At 67.7% G+C, this 22,769-nt stretch carries 30 protein-coding genes; 22 read left to right on the top strand and 8 right to left on the bottom strand.

The features are described 5' to 3' along the window. Window positions 1-58: 58 nt before the first annotated feature. From J7643_00290 to J7643_00275, 4 genes are all read left to right on the top strand, one after another. On the top strand, window positions 59-1,048 hold the full coding sequence (locus J7643_00290; GenBank protein ID MBO9539013.1) for an ABC transporter ATP-binding protein: 990 nt from the start codon (window positions 59-61) through the stop codon (window positions 1,046-1,048). Beyond that, window positions 1,045-1,851, top strand: a complete 807-nt coding sequence (locus tag J7643_00285) for an ABC transporter permease (protein ID MBO9539012.1) — start codon at window positions 1,045-1,047, stop codon at window positions 1,849-1,851. The genes J7643_00290 and J7643_00285 overlap by 4 nt, the downstream gene beginning before the upstream one ends. Before the next feature lie 139 nt (window positions 1,852-1,990). Next, on the top strand, window positions 1,991-2,617 hold the full coding sequence (locus J7643_00280; GenBank protein ID MBO9539011.1) for a TetR/AcrR family transcriptional regulator: 627 nt from the start codon (window positions 1,991-1,993) through the stop codon (window positions 2,615-2,617). Window positions 2,618-2,632: 15 nt separating this feature from the next. Continuing rightward, a complete protein-coding gene (locus J7643_00275; GenBank protein MBO9539010.1) occupies window positions 2,633-3,640 on the top strand; it encodes an alpha/beta hydrolase in 1,008 nt (335 codons plus the stop codon). A 6-nt stretch (window positions 3,641-3,646) separates the two neighbouring features. On the opposite strand, the gene J7643_00270 is transcribed toward J7643_00275, so the two are convergent. Continuing rightward, window positions 3,647-4,573 (bottom strand): EamA family transporter, encoded by a 927-nt coding sequence (locus J7643_00270; GenBank protein MBO9539009.1) that lies wholly within the window; start codon window positions 4,571-4,573, stop codon window positions 3,647-3,649. 166 nt (window positions 4,574-4,739) lie between these two features. Here J7643_00270 and hflX point away from each other — a divergent pair, with 166 nt between their 5' ends. The 3 genes from hflX to J7643_00255 are packed head-to-tail and all read left to right on the top strand — an operon-like array spanning window position 4,740 to window position 7,963. Beyond that, window positions 4,740-6,398: a GTPase HflX gene (gene hflX, locus J7643_00265; GenBank protein MBO9539008.1), complete on the top strand. Its 1,659-nt coding sequence runs from the start codon at window positions 4,740-4,742 to the stop codon at window positions 6,396-6,398. Between the two features lie 14 nt (window positions 6,399-6,412). Beyond that, the gene (locus J7643_00260; protein MBO9539007.1) at window positions 6,413-6,739 is read left to right on the top strand and encodes a hypothetical protein; all 327 of its coding nucleotides are present in this window, start codon (window positions 6,413-6,415) and stop codon (window positions 6,737-6,739) included. A 6-nt stretch (window positions 6,740-6,745) separates the two neighbouring features. After that, a complete protein-coding gene (locus J7643_00255; protein MBO9539006.1) occupies window positions 6,746-7,963 on the top strand; it encodes a DUF4118 domain-containing protein in 1,218 nt (405 codons plus the stop codon). A 9-nt stretch (window positions 7,964-7,972) separates the two neighbouring features. Here J7643_00255 and J7643_00250 read toward each other — a convergent pair whose 3' ends face one another. After that, entirely contained in the window at window positions 7,973-8,353 is a 381-nt protein-coding gene (locus J7643_00250) for a VOC family protein (protein MBO9539005.1), read from the bottom strand. Between the two features lie 109 nt (window positions 8,354-8,462). Here J7643_00250 and J7643_00245 point away from each other — a divergent pair, with 109 nt between their 5' ends. Next, complete coding sequence (locus J7643_00245; protein ID MBO9539004.1) at window positions 8,463-8,945, top strand: universal stress protein; 483 nt, start codon at window positions 8,463-8,465, stop codon at window positions 8,943-8,945. 59 nt (window positions 8,946-9,004) lie between these two features. On the opposite strand, the gene aqpZ is transcribed toward J7643_00245, so the two are convergent. Further along, entirely contained in the window at window positions 9,005-9,754 is a 750-nt protein-coding gene (aqpZ, locus tag J7643_00240) for an aquaporin Z (GenBank protein MBO9539003.1), read from the bottom strand. Between the two features lie 92 nt (window positions 9,755-9,846). Beyond that, the gene (locus tag J7643_00235; GenBank protein MBO9539002.1) at window positions 9,847-11,277 is read right to left on the bottom strand and encodes an aminopeptidase 1; all 1,431 of its coding nucleotides are present in this window, start codon (window positions 11,275-11,277) and stop codon (window positions 9,847-9,849) included. A 151-nt stretch (window positions 11,278-11,428) separates the two neighbouring features. On the opposite strand from J7643_00235, the gene J7643_00230 reads away from it, so the two are divergent. Beyond that, a complete protein-coding gene (locus J7643_00230; GenBank protein MBO9539001.1) occupies window positions 11,429-11,887 on the top strand; it encodes a DUF5069 domain-containing protein in 459 nt (152 codons plus the stop codon). Here the strand turns inward: J7643_00230 and J7643_00225 are convergent. Together J7643_00225 and J7643_00220 are read right to left on the bottom strand one after the other, a co-directional pair. Beyond that, entirely contained in the window at window positions 11,884-12,237 is a 354-nt protein-coding gene (locus J7643_00225) for an MmcQ/YjbR family DNA-binding protein (protein ID MBO9539000.1), read from the bottom strand. The two genes, J7643_00230 and J7643_00225, sit on opposite strands and share 4 nt — an antisense overlap. A gap of 13 nt (window positions 12,238-12,250) precedes the next feature. Further along, complete coding sequence (locus J7643_00220) at window positions 12,251-13,507, bottom strand: MFS transporter (GenBank protein ID MBO9538999.1); 1,257 nt, start codon at window positions 13,505-13,507, stop codon at window positions 12,251-12,253. A 114-nt stretch (window positions 13,508-13,621) separates the two neighbouring features. Between J7643_00220 and J7643_00215 the strand changes: the two genes are divergently transcribed. The 12 genes from J7643_00215 (at window position 13,622) to J7643_00160 (ending at window position 21,197) form a co-directional block, all read left to right on the top strand. Then, window positions 13,622-14,092 carry a DNA starvation/stationary phase protection protein gene (locus J7643_00215; GenBank protein MBO9538998.1) on the top strand — a complete coding sequence of 157 codons (471 nt, stop codon included), beginning with the start codon at window positions 13,622-13,624 and terminating at the stop codon, window positions 14,090-14,092. Between the two features lie 66 nt (window positions 14,093-14,158). Then, a complete protein-coding gene (locus J7643_00210) occupies window positions 14,159-14,539 on the top strand; it encodes a hypothetical protein (protein ID MBO9538997.1) in 381 nt (126 codons plus the stop codon). A gap of 51 nt (window positions 14,540-14,590) precedes the next feature. Continuing rightward, window positions 14,591-15,805 (top strand): zinc-regulated TonB-dependent outer membrane receptor, encoded by a 1,215-nt coding sequence (locus J7643_00205; protein MBO9538996.1) that lies wholly within the window; start codon window positions 14,591-14,593, stop codon window positions 15,803-15,805. A 16-nt stretch (window positions 15,806-15,821) separates the two neighbouring features. Further along, the gene (locus tag J7643_00200; protein MBO9538995.1) at window positions 15,822-16,751 is read left to right on the top strand and encodes a zinc ABC transporter substrate-binding protein; all 930 of its coding nucleotides are present in this window, start codon (window positions 15,822-15,824) and stop codon (window positions 16,749-16,751) included. Continuing rightward, the gene (locus J7643_00195; protein ID MBO9538994.1) at window positions 16,748-17,575 is read left to right on the top strand and encodes a hypothetical protein; all 828 of its coding nucleotides are present in this window, start codon (window positions 16,748-16,750) and stop codon (window positions 17,573-17,575) included. The genes J7643_00200 and J7643_00195 overlap by 4 nt, the downstream gene beginning before the upstream one ends. Before the next feature lie 22 nt (window positions 17,576-17,597). After that, window positions 17,598-18,158, top strand: a complete 561-nt coding sequence (locus J7643_00190; protein MBO9538993.1) for a hypothetical protein — start codon at window positions 17,598-17,600, stop codon at window positions 18,156-18,158. Continuing rightward, window positions 18,148-18,924, top strand: a complete 777-nt coding sequence (locus tag J7643_00185; protein ID MBO9538992.1) for a metal ABC transporter ATP-binding protein — start codon at window positions 18,148-18,150, stop codon at window positions 18,922-18,924. The genes J7643_00190 and J7643_00185 overlap by 11 nt, the downstream gene beginning before the upstream one ends. Continuing rightward, entirely contained in the window at window positions 18,917-19,783 is an 867-nt protein-coding gene (locus J7643_00180; protein MBO9538991.1) for a metal ABC transporter permease, read from the top strand. Before J7643_00185 ends, J7643_00180 begins: the two co-directional genes overlap by 8 nt. Window positions 19,784-19,929: 146 nt before the next feature. Next, the gene (locus J7643_00175) at window positions 19,930-20,199 is read left to right on the top strand and encodes a hypothetical protein (GenBank protein MBO9538990.1); all 270 of its coding nucleotides are present in this window, start codon (window positions 19,930-19,932) and stop codon (window positions 20,197-20,199) included. A gap of 24 nt (window positions 20,200-20,223) precedes the next feature. After that, the gene (locus tag J7643_00170) at window positions 20,224-20,694 is read left to right on the top strand and encodes a zinc-ribbon domain containing protein (protein ID MBO9538989.1); all 471 of its coding nucleotides are present in this window, start codon (window positions 20,224-20,226) and stop codon (window positions 20,692-20,694) included. Between the two features lie 20 nt (window positions 20,695-20,714). Then, window positions 20,715-20,876: a 50S ribosomal protein L33 gene (rpmG, locus tag J7643_00165; GenBank protein ID MBO9538988.1), complete on the top strand. Its 162-nt coding sequence runs from the start codon at window positions 20,715-20,717 to the stop codon at window positions 20,874-20,876. 39 nt (window positions 20,877-20,915) lie between these two features. After that, entirely contained in the window at window positions 20,916-21,197 is a 282-nt protein-coding gene (locus J7643_00160) for an RNA-binding protein (protein ID MBO9538987.1), read from the top strand. A gap of 91 nt (window positions 21,198-21,288) precedes the next feature. Here J7643_00160 and J7643_00155 read toward each other — a convergent pair whose 3' ends face one another. Further along, on the bottom strand, window positions 21,289-21,519 hold the full coding sequence (locus J7643_00155) for a hypothetical protein (protein ID MBO9538986.1): 231 nt from the start codon (window positions 21,517-21,519) through the stop codon (window positions 21,289-21,291). Window positions 21,520-21,850: 331 nt separating this feature from the next. Here J7643_00155 and J7643_00150 point away from each other — a divergent pair, with 331 nt between their 5' ends. Further along, window positions 21,851-22,267, top strand: coding sequence for a CBS domain-containing protein (locus J7643_00150; GenBank protein MBO9538985.1), 417 nt, complete (start codon window positions 21,851-21,853; stop codon window positions 22,265-22,267). Window positions 22,268-22,320: 53 nt separating this feature from the next. On the opposite strand, the gene J7643_00145 is transcribed toward J7643_00150, so the two are convergent. Next, window positions 22,321-22,656, bottom strand: a complete 336-nt coding sequence (locus J7643_00145; protein MBO9538984.1) for a hypothetical protein — start codon at window positions 22,654-22,656, stop codon at window positions 22,321-22,323. Window positions 22,657-22,769 lie beyond the last annotated feature (113 nt).

Genomic DNA, 22,769 nt, shown 5'->3' with positions numbered 1-22,769 from the left:
CTGCGCTATGATGGGCCACGTCCTCGAAAACGAACCACAAGGAAGGCGCCCCGTCCGCATGAACCTCGCCACGCATCCGGCCGCCGTCGGCGCCTCGCCCGTCGCCGAGGGCCTCAGGATCCAGGACCTGCGCAAGGTCTACCCCGCGCGCCTCGGCCGCGCAGCGCACACCGCCGTCCAGGGCGTCAGCTTCCACGTCGATCCGGGCGAGATCCTCGGCTTGCTTGGTCCCAACGGGGCCGGCAAGACCACGACCCTCAAGATGATCGCGGGCCTCTTGCAACCGACCTCGGGTTCGATCAGCCTGGCTGGCATCGACGTGGTGCGCGATCGCAGCCGGGCCGTCCAGCGCCTGGGCGCGGTGCTCGAAGGCAACCGCAACCTCCACTGGAAGCTGACCATCCGGGAGAACCTCGATTACTTCGGCGCCCTCAAGGGAGTCTCCCGCCTCAAAGAGCGCGCGAACGACCTGATTATGCGCCTCGACCTGCAGGAACACCTGCAAAAGCGGGTGGGTGAACTGTCGCGGGGCCTCCAGCAGCGGGTGGCCATCGCGATCGCGCTCATTAACCAGCCGCGGGTGCTCCTCCTGGACGAGCCGACCCTGGGGCTGGACGTGCTCGCGGCCTCGACCTTCAAGGAGACGGTCCGCGCGATCGCCGACGAGGGCTGCGGCATCATCCTGACCACCCACCAGATGGAGGTGGCCCAGGCCCTCTCCGACCGCATCGCCATCATCGCGGGCGGCAAGCTCGCCACCTTGCAATCGCTCGACCAGCTCATGAGCGCCCATCGGACCCCGGGGTACGACGTGCGGGTGCGCGGCGAACTGTCCGCCGCCCTGAAAGCGGCCGTCGGAGCGGCAGGCGGCCAGGACCTCAGCGCCGAGGCGGGAATCTCTCGCTTCACCTTGCCCGAGGGGGATGCCAGCTTGCTGTACCGCGCGCTCGACCCGCTGCGCGAGGCGGGCGTCGAGCTGATCGGCATCCAGCAACACGAAACCAATCTCGAGGATATCTACCGCCGCGTCATCGAAGGGATCGCATGAGCTACTTGAACCTCTTCTGGGCCGAACTCAAGCGCGAGTTCATCCTGCTCACCCGCTACCCGTTCGAGCTCGTCAGCCGACTGGTGTGGAACCTGGGCTTCGCCTTCATGATCTACTTCGGCTTCGGCGCCATGGGCGGGGTGGGCACCTCGTCGCTGCCCGGCTTCGAGGCGGGGCAGATGGAGCGGCTCCTTGGCCTGCTCATCACCTACATCGCCATCAACGGGATCGGCAACGCCACCGAGCTCTTGGCCGACGAGGTCCAGACCGGCACCCTCGAGCAAGCGGCGCTCAGCCCGCCTCCGCTGGTCGTCATCGTCCTGTTGCGCGACCTGGCCTCGTACGTGGAGATGCTCGCGCGCTTCGCCCTGGTGCTTGCGATCGCAACCCTGGTCACCGGCGTGCGCTTCCACCTGAACGTGCCGGGCTTCGCCATCCTGCTCACCCTCATGTACCTGGGCACCGAGGGCATCGGCCTGATGCTCGGCGGGGCCGCCCTGCTCTACAAGAAGGTCGCGACCCTCTCCCAGTTCGCCGTCATGCTGGTCTTCGGCCTCGCGATCCTGCCCCTCAACGCGCTGCCCGGCTGGATGGCGGGCTTCGTGAACAACTTCCCCTTCACCAAGGCCCTTTTGGTCCTCAAGGATCTCGCCGTCACCGGCGTCCCGCTCTCGAAGCTCTTCGCGAGCGGCGCCATCACGAGCCTTGCGATCAACACGGCCATCTTCCTGGGGCTCGGCATCGCCGCCTTCGCCCTGGCCGAGCGCAAGGCCCGGCAGTGGGGGACGCTCAACCAGTACTGATGCTCGCCCCGCCCTAAAGGCGAGGGACGGCAGCACCTTTCAAGCAAGGGGCCTCTTGGGGCCCCTTACTTGCGCCCGCTTGATAACGATGATATAACGGTGTTATAAATCGACCGAAAGCGCCGGCGAGGGGGGAAGGATGAGCAAGGATCACGACGCACTACGCAGCCGCATGCTGGACGGCGCCCGCGCCATCTTCCAGGCCGAGGGGCTAGAAGCCCTCTCGGTGCGCCGCGTAGCCGACGGGGCGGGCACCTCGACCCAGATGGTCTACACGATCTTCGGGGGCAAAGAGGGGCTGCTCGGGGTCCTGTACGAGGAGGCCGCCGAAATGCTGGCTGGCTTCCTCGATGCCGTGCCCTCGGGCGAGCACTACCTCTACCGTCTCGCCTGGGCCTACCGGGCCTGCGCCATCTCGCACCCGGCCCACTACGCCCTGGTGTTCGGCGCCCGCTTTGCCGCCTTTATCCCGGCGACCGCCCTGCGTGGCCGGCAGACCCGCGCCTATCGCCTGCTGCGCGACGGGGTCCAGCGGGCCATGGACGCAAACGAGCTCATGGCGGGCGACGCTGACCGGGTCGCAGACGCCATGTGGACGACCGTTCACGGCGCCGTCAGCCTCGAACTCGCCGGCTACCACGAAAGCCCGGAGCAAGCGGCGGCGTGTTTCCAGCTCGCGGTCTTCGCCATCGGCTCGGCCTTCCGCACCCTCTCGCACTGTCCGCTGCCCCTGCCCCCCTCGGCGCTCCCGGCGCCGACCCGCTAGCAAGGAGAAAGCCCCATGCCCCACCATCAGTCGACCGCTCCTGCGCCGGGCTCGGCAAATCCCCAGGACAGCGGCCCCATCGCCTCGCTCGAAACCGTGACCCTCGGCGATCAGCCCCAGTGGATCCTCATCCGAGGCCAGCGGCGGACCAACCCGGTCCTGCTCTTCATCCACGGCGGGCCGGGTGCGACCGAGATGACCGCCATCCGAGAATATCTCGGCCGCCTTGAAGAGGACTTCGTGGTGGTGAGCTGGGACCAGCGCGGCCAGGGCAAGTCCTTCGCCCCAGGCCTGGCGCCTGAAACCATGACCCACGCCCAGATCCTCTCGGACGCGCACGAGCTGATCCTCCAGCTCAATCAGCGCTTCGGCAGTCGGCAGGTGGTGATCGTCGCCCACTCGTGGGGCACCATCACCGGCACCATGCTCGCCCAGCGCTACCCCGAGCTGGTCGCCGCCTACGTGGGCGTCAGCCAGTGGACGGACGGGATCGAGCGCGAGCGCGCCTCCTACGCGCTCATCCTCGATTGGGCGAAGAAGGCGGGCAAGCGCCGCGCAGTGCGCGAGCTCGAAGCCCTGGGCGCACCGCCCTACGCGAGCCTCCAAGAAGTGGGCAAGCAGAAATCCTGGCTCGTCAAATCGGGCGGCATGCTCTTCGGGCAGCGCGGCATGAGCCTGTTCTTCGGGCCGCTGCTGCGCTCGAAGGAGTACGGCCTGTTCGACAAGCTGAACTTCATGCGCGGCTTCATGGTCGCCATGGAGCGCCTCTGGCCCGAAGCGATGGAGATCGACCTGACCCAGCGGGTCCCGCACCTCGCGGTCCCGGTCTACTTCGTCTCCGGGCGGCACGACTTCAACATGCCCCTACCGCTCGTCGAGGCTTACTTCCAGCAGTTGCAGGCTCCCTACAAGGAGCACGTCGTTTTCGAGCAGTCGGCTCATGCGGCGTGCTTCGAGGAACCCGAGCGCTTCGTTTCGCTGATGCAGCGCATCAAGCAAGCGTGCTGCGCCGCCGCGCGGTAGGCGGGCTCAGCGCGCGGTCTTGCGCCCTCCGCGGATGACGAGCATCACCGAGACGACGATGAGGCCGGCGCCTGCGAGCAGCCAGGCATCGACCGGCTCGGCGGCGAGCAAGGCCCCGAGCATCACGGCCACCACCGGGTTCACGTAAGCGTAGGTCGAGTAGAGACTCGGCTCGGCGTTTCGGACGAGCCAGGCGTATGCCGAGAAGCCGATGCAGGACCCGAAGGTGACGAGATAAGCCAGCGCCAGCCACGCGGAAGTCGGGACGCTCGCCCATGCGAAGCGCGAAGGCTCGCCGAAAGCCAGTGAGAGCACCAGGAAGCCCGCCGACCCGGCGAGCATGGAGATCCCCGAGTGGTAGACCCCGGAGGCGGGCAGGGGCACCCGCCGCGCCAGCACCGAGCCGATGGCCCAGAGCAAAGAGGCGAGGACGACCGCGCCCTGCGCGAGCAGCGACTGGCTCGCGCCGGTGGCGAGCTTGGGCCACATCAGGGTGACGACGCCCCCGAAACCCAAGAGGACCCCGGCCAACCCGAGCGGAGCGGGACGCGCCCCGCCCTTGAGGCTGGCCTCCAGGCCGAGGATCCACAGGGGGACCGTCGCCACCATGAGGGCGGCCATCCCCGACGAGACGTACTGCTCGGCCCAGACGACGAACCCGTTGCCTCCGACCAAGAGGAAGATCCCGATGATCGAGGACCAGACGATCTCGCGGCCGCTCGGGCGCGCGTGGCGGGCGGCGAAGCCGAAGGCGACCATCAGGAGGCCCGCCAAGAAGAAGCGCAGCCCCGCCATCACGAAGGGGGGCAGGCCCTCGACGGCGAAGCGAATGGCCAGGTAGGTCGAGCCCCAGACGACGTAGACGACGCCGAGCGCCAGGATCACCTGAGACGAGATCGAACGAGAGGCACTGGCCGGGGGATGAGAGGTCACGCGGGCTCCTGGAGGTCTGAAAGAGGGGCAGTCTCTCAATCTTACTCCTTTCGTTGGCCTTTCGCTCCGCGCAAAGCGGCCTGGCATCGGTAGTAGCGCCCTTCGGGAGCGCTTATACTCCGCAGCACATTCTCGCGCCCCATGGGGCCGGAAAGAGCGGGTGCCGATGGAAAGGCTGTCCGGAAACCTGCGCGGGCTGAAGCCCAGCGAGCTGCGCGTCCTCGAACGATTGACGTGGCGGCGGGTACCGCCGCGGCAGCTCGTGGGCTACGAGCTGGTGGACCGGGCCGCGGAGCTTGCGCGGCACCTGAACCGGGACCTGGCGTTTCAGATCTCGCGCAAGGGCCACGTCGAACGCGTGGTGGTGGGCGACGGGCGGCTGGATTTGCCGAGCGAGATGGAGCGGCTGGGTGCCGCCAGGCTCTCGGGCGATCGCCTCGTCATCGTGCGCAACAAGGGCGGTGGCATCGGCAGCGCCGAACTGGTCTTGCTGCAACGCCATCGGCTCGACCTGATCGCCGTCGTCGAGCCCGAGCCCACGGACCTGACGCGATCGCTGGTCTGGATGGCCACCCTGTCGCCGCTCGCCGATAGCGAGGGGCACCTCTGGCGGCTCGACGAGCCCCACGGGCTGCGCGAGGTCCTCGAAAGCCTCGACGTGGTCTTCCTGGTGGACGAGATCGAGCGCGAGTTCGCGCGCTACAACCGCGCCATCGCCGTCGAGACCGGCAAGGAGAAAGCCCTCCTGGCCGGCGTCCAGACCGGCGACCAGACCCACGACGCGGCCGAGGCGAGCATGGACGAGCTGGACCAGCTGGCCCAGACCGCCGGGGCCGAGGTGCTGGGGCGGGTGCTCCAGAAGCGCGATCGCCCCGACCCGGCGACGCTCGTCGGCAGCGGCAAGGCCGAAGCTCTCGCCCTCATGTGCCAGGAGCAAGGCGCGACCATGCTCCTTTTGAACGAAGAGCTCTCACCGGGCCAGCAAGCCAACCTCGAGAAAATCGTCGGGGTCAAGGTGGTCGACCGCACGGCGCTCATCCTTGACATCTTCGCCCAGCGGGCCCACACCCGAGAAGGCAAGCTACAGGTGGAGCTCGCGCAGCTCAACTATCGCTTGCCCCGGCTGGCGGGCAGGGGTGAGGCCCTCTCGCGCCTGGGCGGCGGCATCGGCACCCGGGGCCCGGGCGAGACCAAGCTCGAAAGCGATCGCCGCCGGATCCGCGCGCGGATCACCCAGCTCGAGCGAGAGGTCAAGGCGCTGCAGCGGCACCGGGCTCGCCTGCGCCATGGCCGGGTCCCCTTGCCTCAGTTCGCCCTGGTCGGCTACACCAACGCGGGCAAGTCGACCCTCCTGAACACCCTGACCCGGGCCTCGGTGCTTGCCGAGGACCGGCTCTTCGCGACCCTGGACCCGACCACGCGGCGCCTGGTGCTACCCAACCGCGAGGTGGCCCTGGTCTCGGACACGGTCGGCTTCATCCAGCACCTTCCCCACATGCTGGTGGCCGCCTTCCGCGCCACCCTCGAAGAGGTGGTCGAGGCCGACGCCCTGATCCACGTGGTGGACGGCAGCCACCCCGAGGTCGAGGGCCAGGTCCGGACGGTGCTCGAGGTCCTCGACGAGCTGGGGGTCAGCGGCAAGCCGATCCTCACGGTCATCAACAAGCGCGACCTGATCGACGCCCCGCGGCTCATCCGTGCGCTCACCGGCGAGGTGAGCCGCCCCCTCTTGGTCTCCGCCCTGCACGGCACGGGCATCTCGACGCTCCTGGACGAGATCGCGCGCGTCGCGCGCCAACTGCATCCGCACCCCATCCGCCACTGAAAAGGAGGGCCACCATGACTCCCGTCTGCAAGACTCACGAGCGCCACGAGCACCAGCACGGCCAAGACTGCGGCCATCTTCGGGTCCAGTGGGCCGACGAGACAGGCTACCTCCACGACGGCCACCTGCATCGCCAGCACGGCGAGCACTGGGACGAAAGCAGCATCCCCGTCTCCGATCACAACCCCGACACCTGCCAGCAGGTCGCCTGCGCCATGCACGCCGAAGACCAGCCCATGGTCCCGCACGGCGACCACATGGACCGAGTGGTCAACGGACGCCTGCACCACGAGCACGCAGGCCACTGCGACGACCACGGGCCCGTCCAAATCCTGGGGTAAGCTCCCGTGGCCGCCCGTCGGGATCGCGCCGGGCCCCGCCTGAGGGAATGGGGGGCCCACTGGCTGGGGGCTGACAGCTCCGCCGTGGCCGGTAGCAGGCCGCCTTGGCGCGCCTACGGCTGGGCCCTGGTTGCCGTGGCCCTCTGCACCCTCCTGAACCGGCTGCTGTTCGGCAACGTGCCCGAGGCTACCCTCATCATGCTCTACCTGCTCGGGCTCTTGCCGGTCGCCCTGCGCGGCAATCTCGGGGCCGCAAGCTTCGCGGCGGTGCTCGCGGTCCTTGCCTTCAACTTCTTCTTCACCGCGCCCTACTTGACCCTCAGGGTCTACGACCTCAGCTACCTCTTCACCTTCGCCACCATGGGCGTCATCGGCGTGGTGATCAGCAGCCTCACCTCCCGCCTCAGCGGCAAGATCGCCGCGCTCAAGCGCGCCGAAAGCGAGCTGGCTCATCGGGCCGACGAGCTCTTGCACGCCAATCGCGCCCTGCGCGACGCGGACCGCCACAAGGACGAATTCTTGGCGGCGCTCAGCCACGAGTTACGCACGCCCCTCAGCTCGGTGATCGGCTTCGGCACCATGCTCGCCGAAGGCGACGCCGGCCCCATCAACCAGGACCAGCAACTCTACCTGGATCAGGTGCTCGCAGGCGCGCAGCAGATGAACGCCAAGGTCCGGGACCTGCTCGAACTGGGCCGGATCCAGGCAGGCAAGTTTCAGCTCGCATGCTCGGCCACCGAGTACCCGCCGGTCATCCTGGAGGCCCTGCGCGACCTCGAGGAGAAAGCCGCCGAGAAGGGAGTCGCCCTCGAGGTGGGCGTGGACGTGCCCGGCGAGCTCGTACTCGACGGCGAGCGCGTGATCGAAGTCGTCCACAACCTGGTCGACAACGCCGTCAAGTTCACTCCGCGCGGCGGCAAAGTCACGCTGCGCGCCTGGATCGAGGGGGATTCGGTCATCACCGAGGTCCGCGACACGGGCATCGGCATCCCGGAAGAGGTGCTCGCGCGCCTCTTCGTCCGCTTTCAGCAGGCGGATATGGGCACGACGCGCGAGGTGGGCGGCCTCGGGATAGGGCTCGCCATCTGCAAGGCGATCGTCGAGGCCCACGGGGGCCGCCTCAACGTGGCAAGCGAGCTCGGGAAAGGTAGCCGCTTCTGGTTCAGCTTACCGCTGCAGCGGGTCCCCGCCGAACCGGTGCGGTACGATCACCTCACGCGGTGAAGGGAGCGCCTACTTGCTCTTCTGGACCAGCTCCAGGTCGTAGCCGTCGAGATCGCGCAGGAAGGCCACGCGAGAGCCCGAGGGAATGGCATAGGGTCCCGACTGGAGCGAAGCGCCCGCCGCCTGTAGCGCCTGGACCGCCGCCTCGATGTCCTCGACCTTGAAAGCCAGGTGCATCATCCGCGCGGGCACCGCGAAGGCCTCGTCGCCCGGGTACTGGCACAGCTGCAGCTCCGCGGCCTCTCCGGGCAGGGAGATGAAGGCGATCTCGCTGCCTTCCGGCCCCGGCCGCCGGCTGCGCAGCTGGTAACCGAAAGAGCTTTCGTAGAACCGCAAAGCCGAATCAAGGTCGCGGACGCGGAGTTTGGTGTGAAGATAGTGCATGCTCAAGGTCAAAAGCCTCCTTCTGTCCATCTTAGCGCATCACGCGTAGTTTATTCGGACGTCCGGCGCAGGCGGATCCGGGACAATGATCCCGTCCGTTCCGAAGGAGGTCGTCATGAAAATTCTCGTTGCTACCGATGACTCGCGCCACTCCCAGCTCGCCCTGGAGCGCGCCGCGCAGTTCGCCAGCGCCAACGCCGCCGAAGTCACCGTCCTGACCGTCTCGACCCTCGTCAACTTCGCCACCTTCGGCGGTCTGGGCTACGCGCCCGAGGCGATCTACGAACTGCCCAGCAAAGAAGATGCCGAGGCCCTGCTCGCCAAGGCGGCCGCCTTCTTGAAGGAGAAGGGGATCGACGCCCGCACGGTCCACCGGATCGGGGCGCCGGCCGATATGATCCTCGCTGAAGCCGAGAAGCTTCATGCCGACCTGATCATCGTCGGCTCTCACGGCCGGACGGGCCTCCAGCGCTTCCTGCTCGGCAGCGTTTCCAGCGCGGTGGTCACCCACTCCACCTGCTCGGTGCTGGTCACCAAGGGAGCCCTGAGCGGCGCAACGATCGAGCCTTCCGCGCTCACCGCCGCCGACCCGGCCTAGCCCCTCTCTGTCCTCTGACGCCCCGTGGCCCGACTTGGGCTGCGGGGCGTTTCGCGCTGCTATCGACGGGGCTTGGCGGCGAGGCGCTCGCGCTCGCCCGCGGTCTCGGCCTCGCGGGTGGAGATGACGAAGAGCGACGAGCGGATCCCCTGGTACACCGCCACTGCGATCGCCGCCCCGACGAGCGGCGCCACGATGAACAGCCACAACTGGCTCAGGGCCCAGCCTCCGACGAAGAGCGCGGGCCCGATGCTGCGCGCCGGGTTGACCGAGGTGTTGGTCACCGGGATCCCGATCAGGTGGATGAGCGTGAGCACGAGCCCGATGGGGATGCCCGCGAAGCCCGGCGGCGTCTTGACGTCCGTGGCCCCGAGCACCGTCACGACCAGGAAGAAGGTCAGGACGACCTCGGCGCAAAACGCCGAGAGCAAGTCGTACCCACCGGGGGAGTGCGCCCCGTAGCCGTTCGCCGCGAGGCCCGACACCGCGGCGCTGTAGCCGCCCGGCACGCCCCGCGCGATGAGGTAGACGAGGCCCGCGCCGAGGATCGCCCCGACGATCTGGGCACCCGCGTAGGCGAGGGCGTCCCTTCCCCCGATCTTGCGGCTCAGGTACATGCCGAAGGTCACGGCCGGATTGACGTGACACCCCGAAATGGGGCCCACCACGTACACCATCGCAAGCAGCGACAGGCCGAAGGCCAATGCTACGCCGAGAAACCCAACCTTGCTGCCGGCCAGGACGGCCGTCCCAACGCCTCCGAAGACCAGGACGAACGTCCCGAGCAACTCCGCCCAGTATTTTCGCATGCCCCCTCCTTTGACGCCGTCTCGTCAGCGGCTTTCGGGGGAAATATAGGGCTCAGCCTCGCCTGGAACAAGGCTTAAGCGGAATTTTTCGGCTAGGGTGCGCTGAAGTAGGCGTCGAAGAAGCGGTTGAGAGCGTGGAGATCCGCCTTCGAGGAGAGCTCGAAGGTGCCGTGCATGGCGAGCAAGGGCGCTCCCACGTCCACCACGTCCATGTTCAGCTCCTGGAGCTGGGCGCCGATGGTGGCCCCGCCCCCGCCGTCGACCTTGTAGGCGTAGGTCTGCCAGGAAATGCGCTGGTCGGCGAGCATCCGGCGCAGACGGCCACGGAAGGCCGGGGTCGCGTCGAAGCCGGGCTTCATAGTCTTGACGGTGAAGCCCTGGCCCAGGCGCGCGGTGTTGTGAGGGTCCTCGGTCCCGGGGAAGTTGGGGTTGATGGCCTGCGACACGTCCGCCGAGATGGCCTCGGAGTTCTCGAGCAGGGTCGAGATGTACTCGCTGGACGCCTCGCGCCCAAGCTCTCGGTTCGCGAAGCGTTCGAGCGCCGAGACGAAGAAGCGACTGCGCACGCCGGTGGTGTTGATGTTGCCGACCTCCTCGTGGTCCACCAGGTAGACGATCGAGGTGTACTCGGGCGTGCCCTTCAGCTGCTGGAGGGCGTTGATCCCGACGAACGAGCACAGCCCGTCGTCCTGACCGTAAGAGCCGATCAGCATGCGGTCGAGGCCCACCTCGCGCGGTTCCTGGGCAGGTACCAGGGCGAGCTCCGAGGAGATGAAGTCCTCCTCGTCCAGGCCGTAGCGCTTGTTCAGCTCGCCCATGACGGCCTTCTTGAGATCGCCGCTGCCGTCCGGCACCGAAGCCGCGATGGTGCTCAGCTCCTCGCCCTTGAAGACGTCCTCGACGCTGCGGCCGCGGAACTCCTTGTCCACGTGCGGGGCCAGATCCGGCAGGATGAAGACCGGATCGTTGGGCTGCATCCCGATGGAGACGTCCACCAGCTTACCGTCCTTGCGCGCCACCTGACCGACGAGCGCCAGCGGCAGGTTGGACCACTGGTAGCGCTTGATGCCGCCGTAGGGCTGGGTCTTGAGCATGCCGAAGCCCTCGACCGTCTTGAGGGGCTTGAGGCGCAGATCCAGGCGCGGCGAGTCCAGGTGGGCGCCGATCAAGCGCACCCCCGCCTTGAGGGGCTTCTTGCCGACCACCACGGCCATCAGGGCGCGATCGCGGTTGACCAGGTAGTACTTGGCCCCGGGCTGCCAGGCGGAAGACGGCCCGAAGGGCTTGAAGCCGGTCTTGGCGAGCTCGGTCGTCAGGTACTGGGTCCGGTGGAGCGGGATCTTGGCCGCCTTCAAGAAGCGCATGTAGGCCTGAGCCAGCTCATCGGCCGCGCGGCGCTCCGCGTCGCTCATCTTGAGCCAGGAGGCTGCGGGCGGCGTGGCGGCCTGCTGCGCGAGGGCCGGCGAGGCCGAAACACCGAGCATGGCGGCAAGCAGAGCGGGAAGGAGGCGGGAAGTGGTCATGGATGCACAGCCTTTGGTGAAGGAAGCCGGAGACAAGAATGGTTATACCGTGAAGCGAGGAAGTTGGCTCGTCCTCGCACCTCGACAGGGGAGCACGCGAGCCGCTAGGATGAGGGACGCAAAGCCGCCCCTCACGAGAACAGGACCCCAAATGGCCCTCGACCTGAAGACGCAAGTCCCTCGCAGCCCCTTCGACACCCTCGAGGGCTACGCCTGGCTTCCCCGCCTGATCGACAAGGCCCGCGCCTTCTATGCCGGCACCCACGGCGACTACACGCCCTACCCCTGCCCCGGCGACAAGAAGTTCCTCGCGTACTTCGGCCTCGACGCCCAGGCGCTCGGCGACCTCATCAAGAGCGGCATGAGCGACGCGGAAATCGCCGACTACGTGAAGCAGACCACCAAGCGCACCGCCGCCGAGGCCAAGGCCTATCGCGATGAGCTCTTCCTCCCGGCGAGCAACCTCTTCATGCGGTTCGTGCTCGGGCTGCTCATCCGGCAGATCGTCACCAAGGCCAAGAAAGAGCGCCCCAGCCTCAACACCAGCGAGATCGACTCCATGGCCAAGGCCCTCTGCATCGAGGAAGGCCACCCCATCCCACTGGCCTAGCGCGATTCCCCGAGCGTCTTCAGCAGGCGCTTGGGGGCCGCCTGCCGGTAGCTGATGCCGATCAGGCGCGGAATCTCGTCCCAGTCCGCCTGGCTACCAGGCTTCATGGTGACCCAGCCGTGGCGGCCGATGTAGTGGGTCAAGGTGAAGCGCGGATCCTCCAGGTACAGCGGCTGGTCCAGGATCGGCACCTTGAGGCTGAAGTCGTCCTCGCCCATGATGACGAACGGCTTCTTGCCCACCCTAAAGGCCGGGTGATCGTGCATGACGTACGCTTCGGCCTCGGGTAGCGCCAGGCAGATGGTGCGAATCGCCGCCAGGAAGTCCTGCGGCACGCTCATTCCCTTCATTCGTCCCGTCCTTTCACGACGAAACAGAGGCAGCGTGAGGCGCCTCCTCGGCCTTGATGACGCCGAGCCGGCGCAGCGCGGGCGATCGCCACGCGACCATGCCCACGACCAACAGCGTCCCGATCCCTCCGAAGAGAACCGAACGCACCGGCCCCCACCATGCGGCCGTCACCCCCGACTCGAAGCCGCCCAGCTCGTTGGAGGTGCCGATGAAGATGCGATGGACCGCCTCGACCCGGCCCCGCATCTCGTCGGGGGTCAGGATGGTGGCGAGGTTGACCCGGATGACCACGCTCAGCGTGTCGCAGACCCCGGTCAAAAAGAGCATGGTCCAGGCGAGCAGCGGGTCCCGCGCCAGGGCGAAGCCCACCGTGGCGAGACCGAAGCCCGCCACCCCCCAGAGCAGGACCGGCCCGTTGCGCCGGATGGGCGGCAGCGCCGAGAGGACGATGCTCGTAAGGGCCGCCCCGAGCGAGGGGGCCGCGATCAGCCAGCCCAAGCCCTGAGGGCCGACCGCGAGCACGTCCTTGGCGAAGACCGGCAACAGCACCACGGCCCCGCCCAGCAGCACCGCGAACATGTCGAGGGTGATGGCCCCGAGCATCAGCTCGGTCCGCATGACGAACTTCAAGCCCACCAGGGCATCGGTCCAGGTCGGTGCCTGCTTGTTCGACTGGAGCGGCGGGGCCTTGAGGCCCGCGAGCATCAGGAGGAAGAAGATACAAGCAACCGCGTCGAAGAGGTAGATGGTGTCGGCCCGCCGCGTCGCCCCGATGAAGAGGCCCGCGAGCGCCGGGCCGATCAAGTAGGTGAGCTGCCAGGCGGTCGTGTTCCAGGTGACGGCCCGCGCGAGCAGCTCCTTGGGCACGAGCCTGGGCAAGATGGCGGCGCGGGCGGGGCCCGAGAAGGCCTGGGCCACCCCGCTCAAGAAGAGGCACGCGTAGAAGACGGGAAGCGGTGCGCCGAGGTGCGTCGCCGCCACCAGGCCCAGCACGCCCACGACGTGGAGGGCGATCGCCCCCATCAGGACGCGGCTGCGGTCGTAGCGATCGACCACCTGCCCGGCGGGCAAGGCGAGCAGCACGACCGGGATGAACTGCACGAGGCCGACCAGACCGAGCAAGAAGGCGCTATGGGTCCGCTCGTAGAGATCCCAGCCGATGGCGGTGCCGAACATGGCCTGGGCGAAAGAGGCAGCGATCGACCCCAGCTGGAAACGCCAGAACTTGGGGGTGCGCAGCAGGGCCAGAACGTCGTTGGATAAGGGCATTCCCTCATTCTAAGGGACAGAGGGCGGATCGTGCGTCGATCTCGGTCACTTTCGCCGAAGCCCGGGGTCCCGAAGCAGGGCTAGGATCCCCCTCGGTTTGAAAGGAGGGTGAGCGTGGCGCAGATCAAATCCCCCCTCAAGGAGCAGGCCATCCAGGGGGTGGCCGTCGAGCTCCAGAGCTCGCTGGTCGAGATGATCGACCTGTCGCTCTTGGGCAAGCAAGCCCACTGGAACGTGTTCGGCCCCAACTTCCTCTCGCTGCACCAGCAGCTCGACACCCTGGTCGATGCGTTCCGGCTGCTCTCGGACGAGATGGCCGAGCGCTGCGTGACCCTCGGCGTGAGCCCCGACGGGCTCGCCAAGACGGTCGCGAGCCACAGCCGGCTGGATCCCCTGCCGCCGGGCCGGATCCCCGACGCGCAAGCGATCGAGCTGATGTGCGATCGCATGGGCACCGTCATCCAGCGGCAGCGCGAACGCCTCGAAAAAATCGAAGCGCAGGACCCGGTCACCCACGACCTGTTCATCAAGAGCCTCGAGACCCTCGAGAAACACCACTGGATGCTGCGATCCCAGAAGGCCTGACACCCAAGAGCAAGGGCCCGCGCTTGTTTGACAAGCGCGGGCCCTTCACTTATGGTTAATGCAGCTATGTTGCACCACGTCCCCCTCCTCCAACGCCTCTTCAGGCGCCACCTCCGGCTAGGCCTTCTCTTGGCCATGGCCTGGCTCCTGGGGCTTTCCGGGGGGTTCCACTCGCACGTAGCGCAGGCCCCGGGCCATCCGACCCTCAGCGCCGCGCAGGCCCCGGTCACGATCGCCGAGACCGCCCCCTGCGCCGAGGAGCACTGCGTCCTCTGCGACTGGAAGGCGCACACCCCGTACGTGCCCACCGTCGAGCCCCAGCCAGCGACGGCTCATCTCGTCTCGGCCGATCGCTCGCTCCTGCCTGCTCGCGCGCCGCCGGCCGTCCTCGTTGCGCGCTTCCACAGCCGTGCTCCGCCGCACGTCCTCTTCGCCTTCAACGCTTGATGGTCGAAGGTCGAGTCGCCATGCGCGCTCGATCCCGAAAAGAGGACACCCATGCACTTCGAGTCACGCCCGCTGACGGCGCTCGGCTTGGCCTTCGGGCTTTGGGCCGCCGCCGCGCCCGCCCTGGCCCAGGCCCCGGCCGAGGCCCCCGTCGATGACCAAGACGTCGCCGACATCCTGGACGCCCTGACCCACGACGCTCCCGCCCCGCAGGCCGCCCCGATCCGCCCCCAGGGCGCCCAGAGCATGAACCCCGATCTCAGCTTCATCCTGGACGGATCGCTCGCGGGCTTCAGCCGCACGCCCGACCAGCGCGGCGGGCACGACCCTTCCAAGAACGGCTTCAACCTCCAGCAGCTGGAGCTGAGTGTTCGCTCGGTCGTCGACCCCTTCTGGCGCTTCGACGGCAACCTGGTCTTCAGCCAGTACGGCGTCGAAGTCGAGGAGGCCTACGCCACCACGACCGCGCTGCCCCACGACCTGCAGCTGCGCGCGGGCCAGTTCCTCACCCGCTTCGGCCGCCTCAACCCCACCCACCCCCACGCCTGGGAATTCGTCGACCAGCCCCTGGTGCTCGGCAAGTTCTTCGGAGGCGAAGGCAACCGCGGCCTCGGCACCGAGCTCTCGTGGCTCTCGCCCCTGCCCTGGTACCTGGAGGTCGTGGGCTCGGCCACCGAGGCGGGCGGCGCCTCCACCGCGCGCTCCTTCTTCGGCGGCCAGGACCTGGGGGTGCAGGGACCGCTCGATCTCCAGTACACCGGCGCCATCAAGCAATTCTTCCCCCTGAGCGACGCCTGGTCCCTCTCGTGGGGCCTGTCGGGAGCCACCGGCCCCAACAGCAGCGGCCGTTCCAACCGTAGCGACATCTACGGCACCGACCTGTACCTCAAGTACCGGCCCGCCACGAGCGGGGATCCCACCGTCATCGGGCTGACCTGCGAGGCCCTCGCCCGTCGCCGCCAGGTACCCGGCGCGGTGCTCGGCGACATGGGTGGCTACGCCTCGGCCTTCTGGAAGTTCGACCCCAGCTGGGCGGTCGCCGCCCGCTACGAATCGGTCACGGGCACGGCGAACGACCCCTTGGATCCCGAGTGGACCGGGGGCCGCCAGCGCGCGAGCGCCAACCTGACCTACTGGCCGAGCGAGTTCACGCGGATCCGGCTGCAGGGCAGCGCGGATGTGCGCCGCTGGGTGAGTGAGCCGACCTATGCCGCCATGCTCGCCTTCGAGACCGTCATCGGGGCGCACGGCGCCCACGCCTTCTAACCAAAGGAGCCGCTTCATGCGTAACTGGATCACAGGCCTCCTCTTCGGCGGCCTCGTCGCCCTCACCCCCCTTGCGGCCGAGGCCAAGGTCAAGGTGGTCACGAGCCTGCCCACGCTGGCTGCGATCGCACGCGAGGTCGGCGGCGACGACGTCGAGGTGACCTCGCTCGCCAACCCCAACCAGGACGCCCACTTCGTGGACGCGCGCCCCAACCTGGCCCTGGCCCTCAACAAGGCCGACCTGCTCGTGGTCGTCGGCCTCGAGCTCGAAACCGGCTGGCTGCCCACGCTGCTCACCGGCTCGCGCAACGGCCGGATCCAGCCCGGCGGCAACGGCTACCTCGACGCCTCCACCCTCGTCCCCCTCAAGCAGATCCCCCAGCAGAAGATCGACCGCGGGATGGGCGACATCCACCCGGGCGGCAACCCTCACTACCTGACGGACCCGCGCAACGGCGGCCGCGTGGCCGTGGGGATCGCCAACAAGCTCGCGAGCCTCGATCCGGCGAACGCGGCGGCCTTCAAGCGCCGCGCCAACGCCCTCAAGGCGGGCGCGGACGCCCTCGCCGGCAGCCAGAGCAAGCGCTTTGCAGATCTCCAGGTCATCGAGCGGCACGTGGTCACCTACCACAACTCGTGGATCTACTTCCTCGACTGGCTGAACCTGATCGCCATCGGCACCATCGAGCCCAAGCCCGGCATCTCGCCCGATCCCGGCCATGTGGCATGGCTCCTCGGCCACATGCGCAAGGTCCACGCGGACGTGATCATGCAAGAGGCCTACTACCCGACCCGCATCGGCAGCCTGCTCGCGAGCAAGGCCCCGGCCACGCTCGTCGTGCTGCCCGGCGGCGCCGACTTCGCAAAGGGTCAGACCTACCTCGACTACGTCAAGGAGCTCGCGGACAAGACCTACGCCGCCATCGTCAAGGACACCGGCCGATGAAGCGCGCGCTCCTCGCCTTCGTCGCCCTGGGCGCGGCGGGCTGCGCCTGGCAGGACGGCGCGGGCTTCGGCACCTTGCATCCGGTCGCCCTCTCGGCCGCCTTCAGCCCGAGCGCCGGCCGGCTGGATGCCCAGGGCTGGCTCAAGACCGACAACAACATGCGCGTGAAGCTGGAGGCCCTCACCCTCCAGGTGCGCGCCCTCTCGTTTTCGACCACCACGGCGGCGAGCGCGGGCACCGGGGGCACCTTCGATCCCGCCAACCCGCCGAGCGGCTACAGCCTCTGCCACAACGGCCATTGCCACCGCAGCGACGGGGCCCTGGTCGATTACGCGGAGATCCAGGCGGAGATGAACGGCGGCAAGGCCGGCGAGACGACCGTGCTGAGCCTCCCCGGCGCGGGCGCGACCGGCCTGCTTGCAGGCACCGTCGCGCTGCCGCTGGGGGCCGCCACTCCGAGCGCCATGCTCGCGAAGGGCACCTGGACCAAGGCGATCCTCGACATCGCGCAACTGGAAGCCACCGGCAGCGTGCAGGATCCCACCCCCGAAGCCAGGCTCGGCGGCCAGCCCCGAACCTTCGCCTTCAAGCTCGTTCCCTCGCCTCTGAGCAAGCGCCTCACGGTCGAGATCGACCGTTCGCAGCCCGACGCGGTGAAGATCCAAGGTGCGCTCGCCCTCAGCGAGAAGCTCCTGGACCAGCTCGACTGGAAGCGCCTGGCCGCACTTCCCGGCTCCATTGACTTATCGGCGGATGCCACCGCGAGCGCCCAGCTCGCCGAGAACTTCGCCCAGAGCACCTTTACCCTCGATGTGACGCGCTAAGCGCCCAATAAGGAGACCACCAATGTTCAAGCTCAACTCCCGCTTTGCCCCCATGGCGGCTGCCTCGTTGGCCCTTGCGCTCAGCCTCTACACCGCAGGCTGCACCCTCGACGGCGGCGTCACCCCGAGCGCGACGCCCACCCCGACCCCCAGCCACGACACGCACCAAGAGGCGAACGCCGAGGCAATCGAGCACATGGCCGAAGGCCCTGCCAAGACGCTCACGGCCATCGCGCTCGACGCGGCCGACAGCGAGGCGCCCAAGGTGGGCAGCGACCACCACCGCTACGACGTCACGCTCGTTTCGAGCGGCAGCGAGATGGTCGGCAAGGTCAAGTTCGACAGCGCCGAGGCGGGCGATTACACCTTCTTCCTCAACGCCGACGTGCCGCTCGCCCTCAAGGACGCGGCAGGCGAGACGGTCGAAATCGAGGAAACGGGCGGTGCCATCGCCAACAGCCTGATCAAGCAGCACTACGTGGCGGAGCTCGGCGTGGGCAGCTACTACCTGCACTTCGGCCCCACCCAGGAAGCCTCTTTGAGCCTCGTCATCGAGGGCGGCGCGCACGACCATGCCCACTAGCGAAGTGAGGCCCGTCGTCGAGGCGAACGGGCTTTTGGTCGGATACCAGGGGAAGGCGGTGCTGCCGCCCCTCTCCTTCGCCATCCAGCCCGGGGAGCTCTGGGTGCTCGCCGGGCGCAACGGCTCGGGCAAGTCGACCCTGCTCAAGACCATCCTGGGCCTGCTTGCGCCAGTGGGCGGCGCGCTCGGGCGTGCCCCCGGAGCGAGCATCGCCTATCTGCCCCAGCGCCAGGCCCTGGACCCCATCGTGCCCATGCGCGCGCGCGACATCGTCGCCGAGGGGGTCGAGGCGGGCTGGAGCTTCCTCAAGCCGTGGCTCGGCAAAGAGGAGAAGGATCGGATCCGCGAGGCCTTGGCCTTCACGGGCACCGAGGCGCTCGCCGAGCGCAACTTCACCGAGCTCTCCGAAGGCCAGAAGCAGCGGGTGCTGCTCGCCCGCGCGCTCGCTGCCCGCCCGCAGCTCATGCTGCTCGACGAGCCCACCTCGGCCATGGACCTGACCGCCGAGCAAGAGGCGATCGACTTGCTCGATCGGCTGCGCAAGCAGCTGAACACGGCGGTCCTCTTGGTCAGCCACCACCTGCCCGCGGCGGTCAAGGCCGCCGACCAGGTCCTCTTCGTGGACGCCGAGCACCAGAAGGCCCTGGTGGGGCCCGTTTCCGCGGTCGCCGCCGACTCCACCTTCCGCCGCCAGTTCGCCGGCCTGACGGGCGAGCTGACGCCCTTGAACCCGCAACCCCACGAGGAGCGTTCCGCCAATGCCTGACGTCATGCAGCCCCTTCTGGACTTCCTGAACGGCTGGGAGCTGTTCCGCGACCCCATCCTCTGCGGCATGGGGGCCGGGGCCGTCCTCGGGATGCTCGGGGTGTTCATCGTCCTGCGCCGGATGGTCTTCATCTCGGCCGCCCTCTCCCAGGCGGCGGGCCTCGGAGTGGCGCTCGCCTTCTTCGCCCAGATCCACCTGGGAATCGCCGCGAGCCTCGCGGACCCGCGCCTCGGGGCACTGGTGCTGACGCTCTTGGCCGCGGGCCTCTTGCGGAAGGAGCCGAAAGGCCGCCTCAGCCGCGAGGGCCTGCTCGGGATGGCCTACCTGGTGGGTGCCGCGGGCACGCTCATGGTGGGCACCCGGATCACCCAGGAGGCCCACGACATCCAGGCCATCCTCTTCGGGACCGGCGTGCTGGTACGGCCCTCCGATACCGCCTGGGTCCTGGTCACGGCCCTGGTCCTCATCGCCTTGATGGTCTGGTGGCGGCGCGGGCTCGTCTTCTCGAGCTTCGACCCGGACGGGGCCAAGGTGCGGGGGCTGCCCGTGAGCTTCCTGGCTGGCTTCATCCTGGTGGCGATCGCCTTCACCGTCTCGATCGCCACCCGCGCGCTCGGGGCGCTGCCGGTCTTCGCCTTCAGCGTGCTGCCCGCCATGGCGGCAATCGCCCTGGCGCGCAACCCGACCGCCGCCATGCTCCTCGCGGCCCTCTTCGGGGCCCTCGGCGGCGTCGGCGGCTACATGCTGGCCTTCTTCGGGGACTTCCCGGTCGGCGCGAGCCAGAGCGTGTTCTGCGCGCTGCTCGCGGTGCTCGCCCTCTCAGCCCGGGCCCTCGTGCCATCCCCCAAACACGCCTGACGTCGCATCTTCCCCCAGGGCCCTGCGTGAATCACGCAGGGCCCTTTCACATTCGCAATCCCATAAATGCAATATCTTTGCATTGACAAGAACACCCTAGATGTATTAAAAGCAATATTATTGCATTAACAACCAAGGAGATGCGCATGTTCGAACGGATGATTCGAGAAGCCTTCCACAGCGGCTGCGAGGCCAAGGTCTACATTCGCGGGGTGCCCGACACCTACTTCCACGGCCGCGTTCAGGACGTGGAGGACGGGTACTTCTCGCTCTTCCACTCGGGCGCAAGTCGCGGAATGCTCTGGGCGTTCCGCTTCGAGGACGTGGCAGCCTGCGCCCTCGAAACGCGGCTGCCCGCCGCGGTTCCCCTGCCCGACCCGCTCGCCGACTCCGTCTCCGCCCCCGACCCGTCCTGACCCCCACGATTAGGAGCCCGATCCATGGACTTTCAAGACCAGCAACTCGCCTGCGACGCCTGCGGCGGCACCTTCACCTGGAGCTGCGGTGAGCAAGAATTCTTTGCCCTCAAGGGCCTTACACAAGCGCCCAAACGATGCCTCGGCGCCCGGCGCGCCCGCAAGAACGGCGACCATGCGCGCTATGAGGCCTGCCCTTTTGCTGACGGCGCGCGTCCGATCCCTCAGAATCGTCCCCGCGAGCATTCGCGTGCAGCCGGTGCGTTCCGTTCGTCCCCTCGCCTGACGCCGGGCGTCCTGAACGGCACGGTCCTCAAGGTCCTGCAGGACAAGGGCTTCGGCTTCTTGCGTGGCGACGACGACCAGGACTACTACTTCAACGAGAGCAGCCTCCTGACCCTGACGATGCACCAGCTCAGCGCAGGTTCGCGAGTCAGCTTCGAGGCCGCCCACTCGGCGCGCGGCCTGCGCGCTCAGAACGTCTGTCACGCCTGAGCACCTCTGGAGGTATCATCATGGCCGCGAGCGGCACTCGGATCATCATCAAGCTGAAGAGCACGGAGAGTCACGTCACCTATGTCACGACCAAGAACAAGCGCAACGACCCGGACCGTCTGGTCCTCAGGAAGTACGACCCGGTCGTCAAGCGCCACCTGGAGTTCAAGGAAAGCAAGTAAAGGCCGGCTCCGCGTCCCATGTTTCGAAAGGAAGACCCCATGACCAACAAGCTCTTCATCGCCGGCCTGGCCTTCGCCGCCACCGACGAGGACCTCCGCGCCCACTTCGCCCGGGTAGGCGACGTGGTCTCGGCGCGCATCGCGCGCGATCGCGAGACCCAGCGCTCACGTGGCTTCGGCTTCGTCGAGATGGCCACCCCCGAGCTCGCCCAGAAGGCGATCGAGACCCTTGACGGGACCTTGCTCTCCGGCCGCGCCATCACCGTCAAGGTCTCGGAGCCGCAGGAGCGCCGCCCGGCAGGCGGTCCTAGCCGCTACTGAGCCGGCCACAGGCAGGCCCCGCCCCTCGCGCGAGGGGCGGGGCCGCTTTCATGCGAAAACCCCGTCGCCGTGGCGACGGGGTTCGAAAGGTTTACGCGAGCGCCTTGGGGGGCTTGGGGGGATGGGGGCACTCGGGGTCGTTGCAAGCGATGGTAGCCTTGGGGGGCTTGGGGGGGTGCGGGCACTCCGGATCGTTGCAATCGACGGTGATCTTGGGGGGCTTCGGGGGATGCGGGCACTCGGGGTCGTTGCAGGCGAGCGCGCTGCCGGCGCCCATGGTGAAGGCCGCCGCGATCAGGGCAAGGGCCATCTTCTTCATCATCGTGAGAAACCTCTCTTGCTACTACGGTTCTACGTTTGAAAGCCGAGGCGTCTATGGACGCGCCCCTCTTGTTCAAGAGTATTGCAATAAGCAGGCAAAAGTCAAGTATCTCTTAAGATTTTCTTAAGCTAACCTTGAACTTTTCCACCGCCCGGTTCTGACGCCCGAGGGCGGCTCCTCACCGCTCAATGGATCCCGGCAGCGTGACGTCTCGTCAGGGGCGCAGGGCGATCGCAAAATACTGGTTGATTTCTTAATAAAGTTATGTAAAGATTACTCCAGCTTAATTGCTTCGTACCGCGCCGTGTGTCCCACCCAAAGGAGAAACACCATGAAAGTCAACCAGCTGATGAGCAAGAACCTCGTCAAGGTCACCTCGATCACCATGGTTCCCGAGGTGGCCCAGAAGATGCGTCAAGAGAACATCGGGCTGATCCCTGTCGAGGATAACGGCCAGCTCGTCGGGGTCGTGACCGACCGCGACATCGCCATCAACGCCGTCGCCAAGGGCGAGATCAACCAGCCCGTCAAGGCCATCATGACCAAGGCCCTCGTGACGATCGGCCCGAACAGCAACGTCGAAGAGGCGATCCAGACCATGCTCCAGCACAACGTGCGCCGTCTGCCCGTCATCGACAACGGCCGCCTGATGGGGATGGTCTCGCTCGAGGACCTCACCGAGGCCGGCAGCGACCAGGACCTGATCAAGGCCCTTCGCACCTTCCACAAGAAGACCAAGCACGCGTAAAGCGAGGCTCTGGCCTTGGGCCCCCGGCGCGCAGGCGCCGGGGGCCTCTTTGCTTATTCGCCGGTGATCGCGAGCAGGTCCTCGGGACAGACGTGCCGGTCCTCGACCCGGTAGTCCTTCGCGATCGCCCGGACGGCCTTCACCTTTTCGAGCAGGGCGTCCCGTTCATTCTTGAGCTCGGCGTAGTTCTTCTCGGGCTGGTTGCGGTGCTGCACCGCGTCCCGCACCAGGGCCTCGACGCCCGCTTCGTCAGCTAAGAAGTGGTCCACATCGACCACCAGCAAATCCTTCATCTTGTCGAGGTTCAGCGGGTGATGATCGGTGATACCGTTCTTCTCGCCGAGCCCCAGCACGACGCAACCTTGCGCCTTTCCCACGACCGTGCTCACGCCCCACCTCCTTGGCTGCCAGCTTCCTTCCCGGGGCCGCGCCGAGCTTCGGCCTACAGGCAGGCGCTCTCGGGCCCCAGGCCCGCTGCGGCCATAATAGGCGCGGGAGGCTT

This window comes from bacterium, from assembly GCA_017744355.1.
Classification (GTDB): domain Bacteria; phylum Cyanobacteriota; class Sericytochromatia; order S15B-MN24; family UBA4093; genus JAGIBK01.
This window is presented reverse-complemented; position numbering and strand designations above follow the sequence as displayed.